Genomic DNA, 18,149 nt, shown 5'->3' with positions numbered 1-18,149 from the left:
GGCCTGCGCCGATGGAATGAATAACTGCTAAATTCTACATATTTTTAACAGTTATCTTCACGATCCATCAATGTAGAAAATGTTGTTATATCCCTCGACGGGCGCAACGCCTGTCGGCAGATCTCTCCCATCCCCTGGAGCAGATCTCGGAGCGGAAACTACTCCCCAAGTTTCCGTTCCCTGGCCCCGCCGACCTCCCCCTGGTCTGCGGGGCTTTTTATTTTCAGGCTTGAATTTTGCTCTGCAACATAATTGGCTCATTGCGTAAGGCGAATGATTCGGTTGCGCTGGCAATCACAAATTTAAACGGGCTTAATTAAATCAATCAATCAACACAGCGTTTCATTCAACGCCGTGTTTAATCAGCCGGTTCAGCCTAGCCAATTGCGCGGCACCAGATAGTCCATCAGACGCGCCTCGGCGTTGCCCGGTTCCGGTGTGAATCCGTATTCCCAACGCACGCGTGGTGGCAAGCTCATCAGGATGCTCTCGGCGCGCCCGCCGCTCTGCAGGCCGAACAGGGTGCCGCGGTCGTAGACCAGGTTGAATTCCACATAGCGGCCGCGACGGTAGAGCTGGAACTCGCGCTCACGCTCGCCGTACGGCGTGTCCTTGCGGCGCTCGACGATTGGCAGGTAGGCATCCAGAAAGCCATCGCCAACCGCGCGCTGATAGGCGAAGTCGCGCTCGAAGTCCTTATCTAGGTCGTCGAAGAACAGGCCGCCCACGCCACGCGTCTCGTTGCGGTGGCGCAGGAAGAAGTATTCGTCGCACCAGCGCTTGTGCGCGGCATAGCGTTCTTCGCCAAATGGGGCGCACAGCGTCTGCGCGGTGCGGTGCCAATGCAGCACGTCTTCGTCGACGGGGTAGAACGGGGTCAGATCGAAGCCGCCGCCGAACCAGGCCGCCACCACGTCGCCATCGCGCTCGGCGCGGAAGTAGCGCACGTTGGCGTGGGTGGTGGGGATGTGCGGATTGTGCGGATGGAACACCAGCGAGACACCGCAGGCGCGCCAGGTCGCTCCGGCCAGTTCGGGCCGATGCGCACTGGCCGAAGGCGGCAGGCGCGAGCCGGACACATCCGAAAAGCCGATGCCGGCCTGCTCGAACACTGCGCCATCGCGCAGGATGCGGGTGCGCCCGCCGCCGCCTTCTTCGCGCTGCCAGAGGTCTTCGGCAAAACGCGCGCTGCCATCGATGGCTTCCACGGCAGCGCAGATACGGTCCTGCAAGCCGGTCAAATAATCGCGTACACGGTCGAATTCGTTCATGCCCCGATTCTAAGCGGTGCATCCTGGTTCGTGCATCGGGGCGAACGCGCCCGTTTGTCGCAGGGCGAGGCAATGCTTCGCTTGGGCAGCTAGCGGACGGGCACGGGGGCCCGACCAACTAGGCTGCTGACCTGTTCTCTTGCACTCCATCTCAACGTCGTTACGAGCCGGAATCTCGGTTGTCTTGGAGTGGTTGAGCAGCGGGGATAGATCAGTTGTATAGATCAGTTGTAGAGCGGCTGATCTGCCGATTTGCTGCAGGGCCCTTGCCCGCCCACCCTCGCGGGACACGCTGCAAGTACGTCCTTGTAAGCTCTTACGCGGCATCCATGCCGCGTAAGGTCCCGCGACGGTGGGCAGGCAAGGACCGGTGGAGATGGTCGGTTTGCATGGTGCAAGCAATGCAGGATGTGCGCTGTTTGGATAGCGGCGCGTCGGATCAGCTTCGCAACGCAAGGTGATCAACAGGCAGACCTTCAACAAAGCAACCTACAAACTTTCTGGTGCGGTGCCCTTACCGATTGCGGGACCGTGTGGCGGCATGGATGCCGCCACCGAGCCTACATGGACGTACTTGCGGCGTGTCCCGCGAGCGGTGAGGGCATCGCGCCCTCGACGCGACTGGCACACCGTGGAAGCTGTCCACGCAGCAGATCAGCGAACGATCACGCCAAGCGCGATGCAGCAAATTCAGCGCGCACGGCCGGCGTACACAGCCGCCACGCCAGCGCCGCGTGGATGCAGCCGAGTGCCAGGACGCCCGCGCCGGTCAGCAGCAATGCGAGCTGGCGCGTCGCCTGCAGGCGCGCCTGCAACTGCGGCCACTCCGGGCTATGCAGCACATCGGCGGGCAGCATGGCCTGCACACCCTCGAACAACGGCCCGATCAACGCCAAGCCGCCGAAATTGAGTAGCCCTGTCACCAGCAACACCGCCACAAACCCGACCCGCGCCCACTCGCGTCGCTGCAGCAACGCCCAGCTGAGCCACGCAAACGCGGCCGATAGCATTGCACCTGCGATCGACAACGACAGCGCATGATCGATCAGCCACTGCCACGACGGCGGCAGTGTCATGCCGTCGGGCAAGCCCAGCGACGTCGCGTCCGGCATGATCGCGATCAGCATGATCTGCAGCAGATTGCCCATCGCGCTGACCAGCCCGAGCAGCAACGATACCCATGCCAGTGGCGTGACAAAGCCGCCATGCGAGCGCGATGACGGTGGCAGCGGTGCGTTCATTGCAGCGAGGCGATATGTGCGGCCACCGCAGCCTGGCCATCAGGATCCAGCGACGGCTGCAGTTGCGCGTACCAACCCGGCAGCGCATCGGCCGGCAGGCACTCGCGCAACAACGGCGTGCTGCGCTCCAGGAATGCTTCGAAAAACGGTAGCCCGCGCACGTAGAGGAAATGGCTGTCAGTGATCGACATTCCTGCGTACGCCTCGCGCAACCACTCCAGATGCGGCAACGCGTGCGCACCGTGGCCGGCGCGGGTCAACGCGGTGAGGAAGCTGGTGCGTGCGGTGGCCGGTGAGGTGGAGCGCTCCTGCGCATTCAAATCATCGAAGGTCAGCAGCCACTGCTCGCCACGATCGATCTCGTTGCACATCACCGAGGTGGTCGCCAACTGCAATGCGTTGTGCGCGGTGGGCTCCAGCTCATACAGCGCCAGCCAGTGCGGGTAGGCCTCGCGGTAGCGGTCCAGCGCGCTCAATGCCAACGCACATAACCGCTGTGCATCGGCACCCAGATGCAGCTGCGCTTGTGCGGCGTTGTAGGCGCCCACTTGATCGCCACGCTGGAATAGGCTCAGCGCTGGCAGCAATGCGGGGTCGATCTTGGCTTCGGTTTCCGTGTCGTCGGCTGTGGCGGCCGGTGCCACTGTCGGTTCGGCTCGTGGCGTCTTTGCCGCCGGGGTCTTGCGTCCAAACAATCGGTCCCACAGGCCCATCGCGATTACCTTCTGCGCGCCGGTCGGTGAATGGAAAGCCGCTGCGGTGCCGGCGGCGCTCCGGTCGGGCGGCAGACCGATGCAGAGGGGAGCGCGATGCGCCAGCGATCTGCCGATCCTGCGTCAAGCTTAGAGCCAGTTGCGTACGTGGAGGTGAGTGCCAGGCACGTTGTTGCGGGGCGATGCGTGCACGACACCCCGCGTGCAACGCGCGCTACCTGCTGCTTGCCGCAAGATCCGGGTGCTGCCGCTGCATGACGTGTCATCGGCCGGGCGACGCAGCACGCATCGCCCGGCCACAATCGCATGCCTTACGGCTTCACCTGCTCATTGAACAGTTTGAGGATGCGCTTGTATTCGTCCAGCCACGAATCGGCACGCGTAAAGCCGTGGCGTTCCAGCGGATACGGCGCCACCTGCCTGTTGTCCTTGTGCAGCTCAACCAGTTTCTGGGTCATGTCGACCGAGTCCTTGAAGAACACGTTGTCATCGATCATGCCGTGGGCGATCAGTAGATGGTCCTGCAGCCCGTCGGCGTAGTTGATCGGCGAGGAGGTCTTGTAGGCCTGCGGATCGAGCTCGGGGGTGTTGAGGATGTTGGAGGTGTAGTCGTGGTTGTATTGCATCCAGTCGCCCACCGGCCGCAGCGCCGCGCCGGCCTTGAAGGTGCCGGGGCTGCGGAACAGCGCCATGTAGGTCATGAAGCCGCCGTACGAGCCGCCGTAGATGCCGGCGCGTGCACGGTCGCCCTGTTTGGTGGCGACCAGCCAGTCCAGGCCGTCCAGATAGTCTTCCAGCTCCGGATGTCCCATGTTGCGGTAAATCGCGGTGCGCCAGTCGCGGCCGTAACCTTCCGATGCGCGGTAATCCAGGTCCAGCACGATGTAGCCCTGCTGCACCAGCAGGTTATGGAACATCTGCTCGCGGAAATACGGTGTGTAGCGCTGCGACACGTTTTGCAGATAGCCGGCGCCGTGCACGAACATCACGATCGGATACTGCTTGCCGGGCTCGGGATTCTGCGGGCCGTAGTACTTGCCCCAGACCGTACCGGCGCCGTGTTTGGATGGCACCTGCACGTACTGCGGTGCGATCCACGGCTGCGCCTTGAAGGCGGGTGTCCGCGTATCGGTCAGCACCGTGGCCTGGCCACCGGTTGCCGGCACCACCGCCAGCTGCGGCGGCAGATAGGCGCCGGAGTAGCGCACCAGCACCTGCTGCCCATTCGGCGACAGGCTGAAGCCTTCCACACCGTTCAAGGCTGTCACTTCGGTGAGCTGGTCGGTGCGCAGATCCAGCTTGCACACCTCGTAATCGCCCGGCCATTTCTGATTGCACAGGAAATACATGCCGCTGCCATCGGCGCTGGGCACCGGCATCGACACTTCCCACTTGCCACGGGTGCGCTGACGCGGCCTGCCGTTGCCTTCCACCGTGTACAGCTGCGAATAGCCGGATTCTTCCGAGAGCAGCCACAGCGTGCGGTTGTCGGGCAGCCAGCCAAAATCGTTGAAGTCCCAGTTGATCCAGGCGCTATCGCTCAGCCGATGACGCGGCTGAAGTTTGGCCGCCTCCAGATCCACGCTGGCGATCCAGCGGTCCTTGTTGTCCACCGCGCGGATTTCCACCGCCACGTTGCGGCCATCGTCGCTCCAATGCACGGCCGGCCCGTTGCCGTCGCCATCGCTTTCCACGCGCACCGCGCGGTTGCCCTTGAGCGGGTCGCGCTTGGCGGCCTTGCGCAGTGCGGCCAGCGGGTCGGTGGCGATGCCGGGCAGCGCGTCGAAAGACAGCTGGCGCGCGCTGCCTGCGATCACGTCGACCAGCCATAGCGTGTGTGCGGCTGGCATGTTGCGGCCGACGCGGGGGCGGGTTTCCTGGAATTCTTCGTAGCCGGATTCGGTCACGTACTTGGGCATCTTGCCGGCCTGGCCTTCGTCGGCATTCTTGGCCTGGGTCATCACCAGCAGGTGGCGGCCGTCCGGCGACAACGCGCTGTCGACGATCTCCACCTCATCGCCCAGATACACCGGTGCAGTGGCACGCGTGGCGTCGGCGCGACGCCAGGTGTCTTCCTGCGTGCGCAGCGCCTCGCGCTGCTCGCGGTCGCGGCGCAGCGTGGCCAGCGTGGCCAGTTGCTGCTCGCGCAACACATCGGCTTTGGGCGCGGCATCGGGATCGCGTTCGGCCTTGACGACCGCCACCTGCGCGGTGCCGCCATCGGCGCGCCAGTGATACCAGTTGTTGCCCGCACGCCAGATCGCACCGCCATCGCTGGCGAACTGCGGACGCGATTCGACCTCGTTGCTGCGGGTCAGCTGGGTCAGCGCGCCCGAGCGCAGATCGCGCAGAAAGATGTCGCCATTGCGCGCGAACAGCATGCGCTGACGCGCCGCGTCGTAGCTGGGGTTATCCGCATCCAGACCGGCGCGGGCGTTGTCCGCCACGCGTTCTGCCGCAGCGCCGCCGGTGCCCTGGCGATAGGTGTCGCGCACCGGGCTGCCCTCGCGTTTGAGCAGGTATTGCACCTGTTTGCCATCCCACTGCCACCAGGCCGGCCCGATCCAGTCGGGGTCGGCCATCACCTGTTCGATGGTGAGCGGTGCGACGGACTACGCGTGCGCGGTGACAGCCAGCAATAACAAGGACAGCGGCAACAATCTGGGCATCGGAAACGACTGGACGCAACGAAAGAGCGGCCAAGCCTAGCAGCTCGCTTCGACCGGGGGCTTGGGCCACAGGTCATGCGCGGGGCGGGTGGTGGAGTGTGTCGTCGAAGCGGCGGGGTCTGTGCCAGTGGCGAGCTCGACCAGATGCGCCTGACGGTAAATGCGCAGTCCACGCACGGCAGCACGCGCGACCTGGCCGATCTCACCGCATCACTTTCAATATCAGTTTCAATGCATTCCACGTCGTGATGCGCAGCTGTCACAACGCCAAGGGTGCTTCACGCACGCCAGCGGCGACGCTGCGAACATCCGGCACTGCGGCGTAGCCACAGACCCTGCGACTTGCCAGCAGCCCAGGTGGCGGCCAAGCTAGCGCGCTTTTGTGACTGTCGGTTCACATGTCCAGCCTGCCTGCTTTTGTTGTTTCGCACCCGATGGCCGTTGGCGCGCCCGGCCGGCCGCTGGCCTGGCGGGCAGGGCAGTCGGTGGATCTGGCGACCTTCATCGCGCACGTGCACGGCTTGGCGCAGCAGCTGCCGGACGGCCGCCACGCGGTGAATCTGTGCGAAGACCGCTACCGTTTCATGGTCGCCTTCTACGCCTGCGCGCTGCGCGGCCAGGTGTCGCTGCTGCCGTCGTCGCGCGCACCGGCGGTGGTCGGTGAAGTGCAGGCGCGCCACGCCGATGCGTATTGTCTGGGCGATCTTGCCTTGGAGCTGGCACCGCCGCGCTACTGGCAATTGCCGGCAGAGTTGCCGCAGGCCGATGGCCCGATGCCGCAACTGGCAGACGATGCTCTGGTGGCGATTGGTTTTACCTCCGGCAGCACCGGCAGCCCGCAACCGAATCCCAAGACCTGGGGCAGTTTTTTGACCAGCACGCGCCAGGATCTGGTCGCGCTGGAGAGCCTGTGGGCGCACACCGATGCGGTGCCGCACGTGGTGGCCACGGTGCCGCCGCAGCATATGTACGGCATGGAATTGTCGGTACTGCTGCCGATGGTGACCACGCTGGCCGTGCATGCCGGGCGGCCGTTCTTCCCCGACGATGTGGCGCATGCGCTGGCCGAAATTCCGGAGCCGCGCCTGTTGGTGACCACACCGGTGCACCTGCGTGCGCTGGTCGAATCGGGCGTGCAGTTGCCGCCGCTGGCCGGCATCGTGTCGGCCACCGCACCGCTGGCGCAGGAAATCGCCGTGGCGGCCGAAGCACGCTTTGGCGGCGAAGTGCGCGAGATGTTCGGTTCCACCGAAACCTGCGTCTTCGCCGTGCGGCGCACCGCACTGGAAGCGGCGTGGACACCGCTGCCCGGCGTACGCCTGGAAACACAGGCTGCCGGCACGCTGGTGCACGCACCGCATCTGGCAACGCCGGTGCTGCTGGCCGACATGATGGACGTGGCCGCAGACGGCCGCTTTCAGGTGCGCGGCCGTCAGGCCGATCTGCTGGAAATCGCCGGCAAACGCGCCTCGCTGGCCGACCTTACCCGCCGCCTGCTGGCCATTCCCGGCGTGATCGACGGCACCATCGTGCAGCTCACACCGGATCCCGGGCAGGCCGTCGGCCGCATCGCCGCACTGGTGGTCGCCCCGACCCTGGACGAAGCGCAGATCCTCGCCGCCCTGCGCATCAGCGTCGACCCGGTGTTCCTCCCACGCCGCCTGCGCAAACTCCCCGCATTGCCACGCAACGAAACCGGCAAGCTGCCGCGCGATGTGGTGCTGGCTTTGCTCAACGGCTGAGAGATACTTGTCGGACACCAAGGAGGAGTGGCCGCATGCGCAAGGGATCTGCAAACAGGAAATTCGTGATCTGTGCAGTGATTGCGATTGCGATCGTGGTGACGTGTGTGGGGTGGCTGCGATTGCATCGCTCCGATCGTTCAATTGAGGCAGTCCCCCTGCGTGCACCCAGCGCTGTCATGCCGGGCAGGCAGGCCAAGCCTGCCGTAGCTTCGGCGCCGCTACCTCCTGCTGATACGCCGTTGCGCCAGGTCTTCGACGAGCTCAGTCGTCGCGCCGAGCAAGGTGATCCCGCTGCTGCGTGCCGACTGGCAATCGAACTGGAACGTTGTGATGGGATCCAGCAACAACTTGCCACTTACGACGAGCTGGTATGGCGCGCGCAGCGTGCCCGTGAGCGAAAGGTCGTCACCACGAATGAGGGCGGCAATCCTGATGCCTGGAACAAGATGCTGGACGGCATGGCGATGGGGTTGGTGAAAGCTGCCGATCGCTGCGAAGGTATCCGGCAGGTTTCCGTGGCCGAGCGGGTCGCGTTGTGGCGACAAGGTGCGCTTGCCGGAAATCCAGGTGCATTGGCGCATTACGCGGCCGGTAACGCGTTTCGGCGACGCGACATGCTGGAGCTTCTACCGGAATTGCAGCGCTATCGGAAAGAAGCGGAGACCCTTGCATTGCAGGCAGCCTCACGCGGAGATCTGCAAACCTCGCTGGCCTTGGCGGCTGCCTATTCGCCGCGCCGCGACAGCGGTGAACGTTTCTTCCTGGCGCAGGTAGTTAAACCGGATCTTGCACGGTCATTGGCATTGTATCGACGCGGCAGCCAGCAACTGCCTGCCACTGCGAGTCCGCGATCGCGCGAAGTGATCGACGACAACATCGCCTGGTTGCAACAGCACGCGACAGCCAGCGATCTCGCAAGGGCCGACGCGTTGGGCGCTGAGTGGGCGGGAACGTGGTCTGCCACGCCGATGCCTGAATCAGCCAGGGTGATGGTGAGCGAAAATGGCGGTGTAGGCGATATCGATCCAGCGCAATGCGCTCACTAACTCACCCATGCACCCCATCGATCTCCACCGCCAACTCATCGCGGCAGATCACCGCGTGCAGCAGCAGGCGCGGCACGGCGTCACCGAAGCGGGCGTCCAGTGCTTGCGCAACCTTGGGCAGGTCGTCTTGCTCGCGCACGTAGACCTTCAAACGCGTGCCGGCGCCGAATTGCGCGGGCAGGGCGGGGGCGTGCTGGCGTGCGGCGCCGAGCAGGGCGTCGAAGTTGGCGAAGGTTTCTTCCAGCTGCGCGAGCAACTGGCCGGTGTGCATCGAGGCATGCCCGACCACCGCGGCGGTGCCTGACAGCAGCAGCGGCATGTCGCTGCCGGCCGGCGGCAGCATGGCGCGCGCAAAACTCGGTGGCTGCGGGCCGTACTGGCGCGGGTAGTTGTAGGCGCTGACCTGGCGCGGATTTTCCAGCGGTGTGCCGGCGTCGCTGGCGGCCAGCCAGTAGATCTGGATGATGCGCTCGGCATCGCAACGGCCCACCGCAGTAGCGGCAGGCAGCTGTGCGGTATCGAAGGCGCCCAGGCCGCGTGCACGGCCGATGCAGAATTGCCGATAGCGTTCGCGGTCGCCGCTGCCCAGGGTGATCGCATCCAGATAATTCCAGATACGCAGCATGCGTGGAGTCTGGCTGCCGGTGACGAAGGCGGTGATTTCCGCATACGCCTTCGCGGCGGCTTCTTCGATGTCCACATCCTGTTCGTCGATCTCGATCACGCCGAACTGCAGGCGCCCGTCGCTGGACCAGGCGATGTTGCCGTCGCGCCCACTGCGCACCGGCGAGTCGCTGCGCCACACTTCCAGCACGCTGGCCTGATACGGCTGCAGTGGCACGCGCAGGTAACGCGGGTCGTCCAGACGCGCCGCTGCAGTGCCGAAGCCGAACACGGCCAGCACCTGCGGATCGGTGAGCAGGGCAGACGGGTCGGTCTGATCGACATAGTCGACCTGCAGGCGGGGATGGCGCACGGCGTGCGTGGTCTGGGCCTGGGAAGCGGTCATTGCGTGTCTCGTTGTTGCGTATCGCGTTGCAAGGTGTCGCCGTCGAAGCCGAGCGTGGCCTGACGCCGGCGTTGCCGCCAGGAGTGCCAGGCGCGCGGCATCATCGACAAGGTGGTGATGGCGTAAATGGCGCGGAACGCACGCAGACGCAGGCGCACCTTCGGGCTCTCGAACACGTCGCCGGCCAGCATCGCCACCACGGCCTCTTCGATCTGCCAGGTGTTCTGCGGTTGCGCGAACAGGGTGCGCATGGTCGGCGAGGTGAAGCGGTAGATGAACCACTTGAACTCATCCACGCCGCGCTTGAGTTCACGCTGCAAGGCCCGCTGCAGTTTCGCCTCGTGCTGCGGCGTGCGCAGCGCCTGGTTCACCATCGCCGCACCGCGCTCGGCGCTGTGCATGGCCAGAAACACGCCCGAGGAAAACATCGGGTCGACGAAGGTGTAGGCATCGCCGAGCATCAGCCAGCGCGGGCCAGCCATGCGCGTGCATTCGTAGGCGTAGTTGCCGGTGGCGTGCACCGGTGCCACGCGCTCTGCGCCGTGCATGCGCGCGGTGACTTCGGCATTGAGCGCCAGTGTGCGCATCAAAAAGCCTTCGCTGTCGCCCTTGCGGGTCTTCATGTATTCCGGGTAGCAGACCGCGCCCACGCTCATGATGTCGTCCGGCAGCGGGATCAGCCACATCCAGCCATGCGCATGCCGGTAGATGCTGATGTTGCCGGCATCCTCGCCCGGCCGGCGCGTCACGCCGCGGAAATGGGTGAACAGCGCGGCCGATTGATGCTTGGCATTGGCGCGTTTGAGCTTGAAGCGGTTGCCCAGAAAGGTGTCGCGGCCGCTGGCGTCGAGCAGATAGCGCGGGCGGAACTGCTGCTCGCCGTCCACGCCGCGTGCCTGCAATACCGGCTGTTCGCCATCGAAGCTGACCTGTTCGACCTTGACCTGCTCGCGCGCATCCACGCCAACCGCACGTGCGCGCTCGAACAACACCTGGTCGAACTGCGCACGCGGCACCTGGAAGGCGAAATCGGCCTTGGCATCCAGCGCCCGCGAAAAACGAAACGTGTTGTAACCGCCGGCATCGTTGGGAAAGTCCGCGCCGCGCTTGAGCACGCCGATATCGCGGACTTGTTCGAGTACGCCCAGGCGTTCGAGGATCGGTACGTTCATCGGCAGCAGCGATTCGCCGATATGAAAGCGCGGGTGCTGCTCCTTCTCCAGCAGGGTGACCTGCCAGCCTTGCTGCGCGAGCACGATGGCGGCGGCGCAGCCCGCTGGCCCGCCGCCAATGATCAACACATCCGGACACTCGGGTCCGGGGGCCGGCCCGGCTGCCGGCACGGCGGTCGGGGTGGGGCGAGCAGCGGTGGAAGTCATCCTGGAACGAACCTGCAGCGGGCGAGCGTCATGCAGTCATGATAGCCTGACCGGCGGCCCGGACAGGTGCACCCGGGTTGCCTCACCGCTCTCACCCGATCACCAACAGACCGACTGCGCGACCGCTCAACGGACGTGGCCGGTACCCGGAAGCGGCAGCGGCGACAACGTACACTGCGGTTCCAAAGCATCGCCCGCCTCGACCTGCCAGGTGTTTGCGACGCGTTGCTGTTGTTCGAATTGATTGCCTTGATTGATTTTTCCGAATTTGTTGCCCGACCCTCGCCTGTGGAAGCTTCTGGATGTCCCTGCAAACCGCTGCCGAACGTGAACTGGCCGAACTCCTGGTCGAAAGTCTGAACCTGGAAGACGTCCAACCCGCCGACATCGATCCGGAGGCGCCGTTGTTCAATACCGGGCTGGGACTGGATTCGATCGACGCGCTGGAACTGGCGCTGGCGATCAGCAAGCGCTATGGCTTCCAGCTGCGCTCTGACAACGACGAGAACCGTCGCATCTTTGCGTCGCTGCGCGCATTGTCGGCGCATGTCGAAACCAACAAGACCGTCTGATCTGCCTACTGCAGCGCCTGCCGATGCGCCCCCGTGGGTGCTGGGGCTGGGCGTGCTGCTGGCGGTGGCGTACTCGCCGTTGGCGCACTGGGCCAACGCCAGTCATCGCCCGGACGTGGCGGTCATCGCCGGGGCCTTGCTGGTGCTGATGGTGTTGATCGAACCGATGGTCGCGAGCCGGGCCTGGGCCTGGGCGCTGGCGGTGCTGACGCTGGCCGGCCTGAGCGCGTTGTGGCACTCGCCGTACGCGATGCTGCTGCTGGCCGCGCCGCCGGTGGTGTTCACCGGCTGGATCGCCTGGTTCTTCGGCCGCAGCCTGCGCCGCGGGCGCACGCCGTTGATTACGCGCATTGTCGAAGGGCTGTATCGCCAGGCCGGCATGCCGATCACGCCCGAGCAGTACCGCTATACGCGTCGCCTCACCCTGGCCTGGGCGCTGCTGCTGTGCGCGCTGACGCTGGTGAATCTGGTGCTGGGCCTGTGCGCCGAACCCAGTGGCGTGCTGGCGCAACTGGGCTACGCCTCGCCGCTGCCGATCAGCGACGCGCGCGCCTCGTTGTTTGCCAATCTGCTGGCGTATGGCGTGGTGGGCGGGTTCTTCGTGGGCGAATATCTATTGCGCGGCCGCTGGTTTCCACAGCGTCCCTATCGTAATCTGCCAGACTTCTTACGCCAGATGGCGCGGCTCGGGCCGGAGTTCTGGCGCGATCTGCTGCGCTGAGTGCGTGGCCAGGGGCAGCGACGTACGTGCACATTTTCAGGGACAAGACAAAAATGCCGTTGGCAAGGATGCCGTCGCGCCTGGCGTGGGCCGTGTTCAACCTGTTGCAGCTGGCCTTTACGCTGATCTTCACCGCTGGCGGGATCGTGTATTGCCTGGTGTTGCTGGCGATCACCCGCGACCCCGATCGGTTGCTGCGCATGGGCGGCTGGATGTGGTCGCCGGTGCTGTTTCGCGGCGCCGGTGCCCAGGTGATCGTGGAAGGCCGCGAGCGCGTGGACTGGTCCAAGAATTACCTGTTCGTCAGCAACCACCAGTCGGTCATCGACATCTGCGCGTTGTTCTATGCATTGCCGGTGCCGCTGCGGTTTCTGCTCAAGGACGAAATGCTCAAGGTGCCGTTCGTGAACTGGTTCGCGCGTGGCACCGGCATGCTGTTCCTGGACCGCGACAGCCGGCGTGCCGGGGCGATGGTGCGACGACAGGCGGCCGCGCTGCTGCGCGAGGGCAAACAGTTGTGTCTGTTTCCCGAAGGCACCCGCAGCCGTAGCGGCGCACTTTTGCCATTCAAGGCCGGGCTACTGCAGGCCGCTATCGATGCAGGTGTGCAGGTAGTGCCGGTGGCGCTGGATGGCTGCGGCAAGGTGCTGCCGGTGGAGGGTATGTTCAGGGTGCGCCCCGGCATCATCCGCGTGCGCATCGGCGCCCCGATCCCGGTGACCGGGCCGGATGCGCCGGACCGCCAACAATTGACCGAGCAGGCACACGCCGCCGTGGCGGCCATGCTTCAACCCAGGATTTGAGTTACCCGCTTATGGATTTCGTCGTGCCACATGATCATCCCTGCCTGCCTGGGCACTTCCCGGGTCGCCCCGTGGTACCCGGCGTGGTCGTCCTCGATCACGTGCTGCAGGCGGTGGAAGCCGCGCATGGCCCACGTGCCGCAATGCGCTTGCCGCAGGTGAAGTTCGTGCAGCCGTTGCTGCCCGGCCAGACCGCGTCGGTGACACTGGACGGCGCTGGCCCGCGTTGGCGCTTTCGCGTGCAGCGCGCCGACGAACTGCTGGTCAGCGGCGAGCTGGTCGCGGAGGCGGCGCCATGAACAGCCAGTGGAAACAGCGCCCGGAAGGCGGCGGACGTTTTGCGTTGTGGCTGATCCGCGGCATCGCCCGGTACGCCGGGCGCTCGGTGGCACGCGCGCTGCTGTACCCGATCACGCTGTACTTCCTGCTGGTGCGTGCGCCCGAGCGCAGTGCCTCGCGTGCCTATCTGGCGCGTGTGCTCGATCGCCCGGCCACGCTGCGCGATGTGGCGCGGCATATCCATACCTTCGCCTCGACGATCCTGGACCGCGTGTACATGCTGTGCGGGCAGATGCAGCGCTTCCAGGTCGACATCACCGGCCTGGATCAGCTGCACACGCAGATGGATCGCGGCCGCGGCGTGCTGATCTTCGGCTCGCATCTGGGCAGCTTCGATGCGCTGCGCGTGCTGGCCACCGAACGCCCCGACGTGCAGGTCAAGGTGGTGCTGGACAAGGCGCATAACCGCGCCATGACCGACCTGCTGGGTGCGCTGAATCCGCAACTGGCCGCCAACATCATCGACGCCGGCATGGATGCGACCTCGATCGTCATGGCGATCAAGGACGCCACCGACGCCGGTGCGCTGGTCGCGTTGCTGATCGATCGCCCGCGCGAGGGCGACCCGGCGTTGCCGGCGATGTTCCTCGGCCGCAATGCGATGTTCCCGACCTCGCCGTGGCTGATCGCCGCGGCGCTCAAGGTGCCGGTGGTGCTGGCGTTCGGCCTGTATCGCGGCGGCAATCATTACGAGCTGGCGTTCGAGACCTTCAGCGAAGGCCTGGACGTGCCGCGTCGCCAGCGTGCGCCGGTGCTGGCGGTACTCATGCGCGATTACGCGGCCAGGCTGGAACATTACACACGCTACGCGCCGTACAACTGGTTCAACTTCTACGATTTCTGGAACACCCACCATGCCGATGTGCCGCACCCTGCCGTGGATGCTGATACTGCTGTTCAGCGCCGCACCGCTATGCGCCGCACCGCCTGAGACGCTGGACGTCGGCCAGGTGCTGCAGCGCCTGGCACGCCCCGCACCGGTCAGTACCGAGTTCGTCGAACTGCGTGGCTCGGCCCTGCTGAAGACACCGTTGCGCGTGCAGGGCCATTACCGCCGCCCGGACGCACAGACCTTGGTGCGTGAGGTCAGCGCGCCATATCGCGAAACCACCACGCTGAAAGGCAACGAAGGCGTGCTGGAACGCGAAGGCAAAGCGCCACGGCGTTTTTCGCTGAGCCGTGTGCCCGAACTGGCCGGTTTGAAGTCCGGCTTCGGCGCGTTGCTGGCCGGCGACCGCGCGCTGCTGGAGCAGCAGTACCGCGTCAGTGGGCAGGGCCAGCCGCAGGCCTGGCAACTGACGCTGCAGCCCAAGGACGCCGCCGTGGCAAAGCAGGCGCGCGAGTTGCATCTGTACGGACGCAACGATGAGCTGCGTTGCATCGAGAGCTTGCCGGCCAAGGGCGATGCGCAACGCACGCTGCTGGCTGGTGCGGCGCGTGATGCTGCAAGCGTGACCGATGCGGCGGCGCTGACCACGCTGTGCCATGGGTCGGGCGCGTGATCCATCGCGTGTGGGTGTTGCGTGCGCAGCCGGGACACGCGCTTAGCAAGGAAAAAGCGACCGCCTTCGGCAAATTAGAGGCGCCGGTGCTGCACGCCTTCAACAGAAAGAACGCGTCACTGCAGCCCGCCCTCAGAAAAAACAAAGCGCCGTTGCAGCCCGCCCTCAGCAGAAAGAAAGCGTCACTGAAGCTGGATGCCGCGCGCGCGGCCGGTGGACGTTCCGCTGGCGCAGTGAGGCTTTCGCATGGCGCTTAAATTGAATGCAAACCGCCGCATCGGCCTTGCGCTGCTGTGGCTGGCCTTGCTGGCAGTCGCCGGCTTCTGGTTGAGCGAGACGCTGAAAGTCACCGGTGACTTGCGGAAATTCATGCCCGCCCCGCGCACGCCCGCGCAGAAGCTGCTGATCGAAGAACTCGGCGAAGGACCCGGCTCGCGCCTGTTGTTGATGTCGCTGTCCAACAGCGATACGGCCACGCTGGCCGCGCAGTCGCAGGCACTGCAGCAGGCCTTGGCCGCACAGCCAGAGCTGTTCGAGCTGGTCGGCAACGGCGGCAATGCCGGGTTGGATGCGATCCCCGAGCGCTTGCTGCCGTATCGCTATCTGCTCAGCGACAGCTTCGATAAAACCCCGCTGGATGGACAGACCTTGCAAGCGGCATTGCAGGCGCGCGTGCAGGATCTTGGCTCGCCTGCGGCCGCGATGGTGGAGCCGTTGCTGCCGCGCGATCCCACGCTGGAAATCCTGCATCTTGCAGAAACCCTGCAACCTGCCGCCGCGCCGCAGACGCGTAACGAGGTGTGGTTCGACCGCGCCGGTACCTCGGCGTTGCTGATCGTGCAGACGCGCGCAGCCGGGTTCGATCCCACCGGCCAGCAACTGGCGTACGACGCGGTGCAAGCGGCGTTTGCCAAGGTCAGCAAGGGCACCTCAACAACACTCGTTTTGACCGGCCCCGGCGCGTTTGCGGTGGAAATCACCGCGCGCACGCAGGGCGAGGCGCAATGGATCGGCACGCTGGATACGGTGGGGCTGGTGCTGTTGCTGCTGGTCGCCTATCGCAGCTGGAAGATTCCGGTGCTCGGCGTGCTGCCATTGGCGAGCGCGGGTCTGGCCGGCTTGGGTGCGGTGGCGTTGCTGTTCGATGGCGTGCACGGGATCACCGTGGCGTTCGGGTTCACCCTGATCGGCGTGGTGCAGGATTACCCGATTCACCTGTTCAGTCATCAGCGCCCGGGGCTGGATCCGCGCGACAACGCGCGCCATCTGTGGCCGACGCTGGCCACCGGCGTGGTCTCCACCTGCATTGCCTACGTGACCTTCCTGTTTTCCGGGGTGGATGGTTTGCGCCAGTTGGCGGTGTTCACCATCGCCGGGCTGGCCACCGCCGCCATCACCACACGTTGGCTGTTGCCGTCGTTGATCGACCCGGCGCCGCGCGACTATGCCGATTCGCGCATGCTCGCCGCGCTCTGGCGTGGCATCGCGCGCTTGCCGCGGCCGCGCATCAGTCTTGCGGTGATTGCCGTGATCGGCATCGCGGTGATCGTGTTTGCGCCGGGGCAGTTCTGGCAGAACGATCTGTCGAAATTGACCCCGGTGCCACCTAAGGCATTGGCGCAGGACACGCAGTTGCGACAGGAACTGGGTGCCCCCGATGTGCGTTACGTCCTCGCGCTGCCCGCAGCGAACGATGAGGCGGCGTTGCAGGCCAGCGAGCAATTGCGGCCGCGCCTGGAAGCGCTGGTGCGAGAGGGCACGCTGACCGGCTACGACATGGCCGCACGCTATCTGCCCAGCGCCAAGACCCAGCGCGCTCGTCAGGCAGCGTTGCCGGATGCCGCGCAAGCCCGCGCGCTGACCGACAGCGCAGTAGCCGCCACGCCGTTCCGCAGCGATGCATTTGCGCCATTCCTGCAGGATCTGGACGCTGCCAAGCAGGTCGCCCCACTGTTGCCGAAGGACCTGGCCGGCTCGCCGCTGGCGACCTCGGTCGGTGGGCTGCTGTTGGGGCATGGCGATCGCAGCACCGCCCTGGTGTCGTTGACCGGCTTGCGCGATCCGGCGGTACTGGCTGCCGCCGTGCAAGGCAGCGGCGCGCAGTTGCTGGATCTGAAGGACGCGTCCGAATCCCTGGTGGCGGCGTATCGCGGGCGTGTGCTCGGCGCGCTGGTGCTGGCCGCGCTGCTGCTGGCGGTGACGGTGGCGATCGCGCTGCGCAGCCCGCGCCGGATCGTGCGCGTATTGCTGCCGATGGCGCTGACCACGGTGCTGATCCTGGCGATCCTGCGCGGCATGGGGGTGGAGCTCAACCTGTTCCATCTGATCGCGCTGATCCTGGCGGCCGGCCTGGGCCTGGATTACGCGTTGTTCTTCGACCACGCCGGCGACGATCATGCCGATCAGCTGCGCACGCTGCATGCATTGATCGTCTGCAGTCTGATGACCTTGCTGGTGTTCGCGCTCTTGGCCGCGTCCAGCATTCCGGTATTGCGTGCGATCGGCAGCACGGTGGCGCTGGGGGTGTTGTTCAATTTCATTCTGGCCTTGCTGGTGTCGCGGGAGCCGGCGCTGGAACGTACAAAGAACGGAGAGCCGCATGCAGGGACGTGAGGCAATTGCCGCGCTGATTCCGCACCAGGGCAGCATGTGCCTGTGGGAAGCAGTGGTGGAGTGGGATGCGCAGCGCATCGTGTTGCGCAGTGAAGTGCATCGTAGCGATACGCATCCGCTGCGTGCCAATGGCCGCCTGCGTGCGCTGCATCTGTGCGAATACGGCGCGCAGGCCATGGCCGTGCATGGCGGCTTGCTCGGCCGGGAATCGGGCAAGCCGGTGCGCCCGGGCATGTTGGTGGCGTTGCGTGCGGTGGAATTGCACGTGGCCCATCTGGACGAGTTGCCGGATGCGATCGTTTGCGAGGCGCAGGTGTTGATGCAGGGAGAGGATAGCCAGCAATACAGCTTCCACTTGATGCATCAGGACCAGTTGCTCGCCGAAGGACGTGCCACGGTGATGCTGGGTGCGGCGCATGCCTCGTAGGAGCGCGCTTGCGCGCGATGAAGCGTTACCGATAAAGCCACATCGCGCGCAAGCGCGCTCCTACAGAAGGTAGGTGATCAAAATGCGGGCGATCTATTC

Annotated in this window: 16 protein-coding genes and 1 pseudogene; 11 read left to right on the top strand and 6 right to left on the bottom strand. The window is 65.3% G+C overall.

The features are described 5' to 3' along the window. Nucleotides 1-371: 371 nt before the first annotated feature. The 4 genes and pseudogenes from hemF to NDY25_RS09360 all read right to left on the bottom strand — a co-directional run bounded on the left by hemF (nt 372) and on the right by NDY25_RS09360 (nt 5,885). Nucleotides 372-1,271: an oxygen-dependent coproporphyrinogen oxidase gene (hemF, locus tag NDY25_RS09375; protein ID WP_168957484.1), complete on the bottom strand. Its 900-nt coding sequence runs from the start codon at nt 1,269-1,271 to the stop codon at nt 372-374. A gap of 665 nt (nt 1,272-1,936) precedes the next feature. Next, entirely contained in the window at nt 1,937-2,512 is a 576-nt protein-coding gene (locus tag NDY25_RS09370) for a hypothetical protein (protein ID WP_168957483.1), read from the bottom strand. Next, a complete protein-coding gene (locus tag NDY25_RS09365; RefSeq protein WP_168957482.1) occupies nt 2,509-3,225 on the bottom strand; it encodes a hypothetical protein in 717 nt (238 codons plus the stop codon). The genes NDY25_RS09370 and NDY25_RS09365 overlap by 4 nt, the downstream gene beginning before the upstream one ends. Nucleotides 3,226-3,536: 311 nt before the next feature. Then, nucleotides 3,537-5,885: pseudogene (locus NDY25_RS09360) on the bottom strand (S9 family peptidase). 407 nt (nt 5,886-6,292) lie between these two features. On the opposite strand from NDY25_RS09360, the gene NDY25_RS09355 reads away from it, so the two are divergent. Continuing rightward, nucleotides 6,293-7,636: an AMP-binding protein gene (locus NDY25_RS09355; RefSeq protein WP_168957481.1), complete on the top strand. Its 1,344-nt coding sequence runs from the start codon at nt 6,293-6,295 to the stop codon at nt 7,634-7,636. A 35-nt stretch (nt 7,637-7,671) separates the two neighbouring features. After that, nucleotides 7,672-8,685 carry a hypothetical protein gene (locus NDY25_RS09350; protein ID WP_168957480.1) on the top strand — a complete coding sequence of 338 codons (1,014 nt, stop codon included), beginning with the start codon at nt 7,672-7,674 and terminating at the stop codon, nt 8,683-8,685. A gap of 1 nt (nt 8,686) precedes the next feature. Here the strand turns inward: NDY25_RS09350 and NDY25_RS09345 are convergent, their stop codons facing one another. Both NDY25_RS09345 and NDY25_RS09340 read right to left on the bottom strand, forming a co-directional pair. After that, a complete protein-coding gene (locus NDY25_RS09345; RefSeq protein WP_168957479.1) occupies nt 8,687-9,694 on the bottom strand; it encodes a chorismate transformation FkbO/Hyg5 family protein in 1,008 nt (335 codons plus the stop codon). Then, a complete protein-coding gene (locus NDY25_RS09340) occupies nt 9,691-11,037 on the bottom strand; it encodes an NAD(P)/FAD-dependent oxidoreductase (protein WP_168957591.1) in 1,347 nt (448 codons plus the stop codon). The genes NDY25_RS09345 and NDY25_RS09340 overlap by 4 nt, the downstream gene beginning before the upstream one ends. A 338-nt stretch (nt 11,038-11,375) precedes the next feature. Here NDY25_RS09340 and xanC point away from each other — a divergent pair, with 338 nt between their 5' ends. The 9 genes from xanC to NDY25_RS09295 all read left to right on the top strand — a co-directional run bounded on the left by xanC (nt 11,376) and on the right by NDY25_RS09295 (nt 18,050). After that, the gene (gene xanC, locus NDY25_RS09335) at nt 11,376-11,645 is read left to right on the top strand and encodes a xanthomonadin biosynthesis acyl carrier protein XanC (RefSeq protein ID WP_006451937.1); all 270 of its coding nucleotides are present in this window, start codon (nt 11,376-11,378) and stop codon (nt 11,643-11,645) included. 37 nt (nt 11,646-11,682) lie between these two features. After that, nucleotides 11,683-12,366 (top strand): COG4648 family protein, encoded by a 684-nt coding sequence (locus tag NDY25_RS09330; RefSeq protein ID WP_168957590.1) that lies wholly within the window; start codon nt 11,683-11,685, stop codon nt 12,364-12,366. A gap of 53 nt (nt 12,367-12,419) precedes the next feature. Continuing rightward, on the top strand, nt 12,420-13,169 hold the full coding sequence (locus NDY25_RS09325) for a lysophospholipid acyltransferase family protein (protein WP_074056423.1): 750 nt from the start codon (nt 12,420-12,422) through the stop codon (nt 13,167-13,169). 71 nt (nt 13,170-13,240) lie between these two features. After that, nucleotides 13,241-13,468, top strand: a complete 228-nt coding sequence (locus tag NDY25_RS09320; protein ID WP_233366340.1) for an ApeI family dehydratase — start codon at nt 13,241-13,243, stop codon at nt 13,466-13,468. Further along, the gene (locus tag NDY25_RS09315; protein ID WP_006451932.1) at nt 13,465-14,439 is read left to right on the top strand and encodes a lysophospholipid acyltransferase family protein; all 975 of its coding nucleotides are present in this window, start codon (nt 13,465-13,467) and stop codon (nt 14,437-14,439) included. Before NDY25_RS09320 ends, NDY25_RS09315 begins: the two co-directional genes overlap by 4 nt. After that, nucleotides 14,363-15,010, top strand: a complete 648-nt coding sequence (locus NDY25_RS09310) for a LolA-related protein (protein ID WP_168957478.1) — start codon at nt 14,363-14,365, stop codon at nt 15,008-15,010. Before NDY25_RS09315 ends, NDY25_RS09310 begins: the two co-directional genes overlap by 77 nt. After that, nucleotides 15,007-15,267 (top strand): hypothetical protein, encoded by a 261-nt coding sequence (locus NDY25_RS09305; RefSeq protein WP_256627896.1) that lies wholly within the window; start codon nt 15,007-15,009, stop codon nt 15,265-15,267. Before NDY25_RS09310 ends, NDY25_RS09305 begins: the two co-directional genes overlap by 4 nt. Then, entirely contained in the window at nt 15,257-17,623 is a 2,367-nt protein-coding gene (locus NDY25_RS09300; RefSeq protein WP_168957476.1) for an MMPL family transporter, read from the top strand. The genes NDY25_RS09305 and NDY25_RS09300 overlap by 11 nt, the downstream gene beginning before the upstream one ends. After that, nucleotides 17,610-18,050 (top strand): hotdog family protein, encoded by a 441-nt coding sequence (locus tag NDY25_RS09295; RefSeq protein ID WP_256627895.1) that lies wholly within the window; start codon nt 17,610-17,612, stop codon nt 18,048-18,050. The genes NDY25_RS09300 and NDY25_RS09295 overlap by 14 nt, the downstream gene beginning before the upstream one ends. Nucleotides 18,051-18,149 lie beyond the last annotated feature (99 nt).

Source organism: Xanthomonas hortorum pv. pelargonii, from assembly GCF_024499015.1.
Classification (GTDB): Bacteria; Pseudomonadota; Gammaproteobacteria; order Xanthomonadales; family Xanthomonadaceae; genus Xanthomonas; species Xanthomonas hortorum_B.
Note: the sequence above shows the minus strand (reverse complement) of the source record. Positions and strands in the feature narration are given on the sequence as shown.

What these genes read in the sequence shown, in the direction of transcription:
- NDY25_RS09355 (WP_168957481.1), top strand. Translation starts at nt 6,293, where the DNA reads ATGTCCAGCCTGCCTGCTTTTGTTGTTTCGCACCCGATGGCCGTTGGC.
- NDY25_RS09325 (WP_074056423.1), top strand. Translation starts at nt 12,420, where the DNA reads ATGCCGTTGGCAAGGATGCCGTCGCGCCTGGCGTGGGCCGTGTTCAAC.
- NDY25_RS09370 (WP_168957483.1), bottom strand. Translation starts at nt 2,512, where the DNA reads ATGAACGCACCGCTGCCACCGTCATCGCGCTCGCATGGCGGCTTTGTC.
- NDY25_RS09315 (WP_006451932.1), top strand. Translation starts at nt 13,465, where the DNA reads ATGAACAGCCAGTGGAAACAGCGCCCGGAAGGCGGCGGACGTTTTGCG.
- NDY25_RS09310 (WP_168957478.1), top strand. Translation starts at nt 14,363, where the DNA reads ATGCCGATGTGCCGCACCCTGCCGTGGATGCTGATACTGCTGTTCAGC.
- xanC (WP_006451937.1), top strand. Translation starts at nt 11,376, where the DNA reads ATGTCCCTGCAAACCGCTGCCGAACGTGAACTGGCCGAACTCCTGGTC.
- NDY25_RS09295 (WP_256627895.1), top strand. Translation starts at nt 17,610, where the DNA reads ATGCAGGGACGTGAGGCAATTGCCGCGCTGATTCCGCACCAGGGCAGC.
- NDY25_RS09350 (WP_168957480.1), top strand. Translation starts at nt 7,672, where the DNA reads ATGCGCAAGGGATCTGCAAACAGGAAATTCGTGATCTGTGCAGTGATT.
- NDY25_RS09300 (WP_168957476.1), top strand. Translation starts at nt 15,257, where the DNA reads ATGGCGCTTAAATTGAATGCAAACCGCCGCATCGGCCTTGCGCTGCTG.
- hemF (WP_168957484.1), bottom strand. Translation starts at nt 1,271, where the DNA reads ATGAACGAATTCGACCGTGTACGCGATTATTTGACCGGCTTGCAGGAC.
- NDY25_RS09345 (WP_168957479.1), bottom strand. Translation starts at nt 9,694, where the DNA reads ATGACCGCTTCCCAGGCCCAGACCACGCACGCCGTGCGCCATCCCCGC.
- NDY25_RS09365 (WP_168957482.1), bottom strand. Translation starts at nt 3,225, where the DNA reads ATGGGCCTGTGGGACCGATTGTTTGGACGCAAGACCCCGGCGGCAAAG.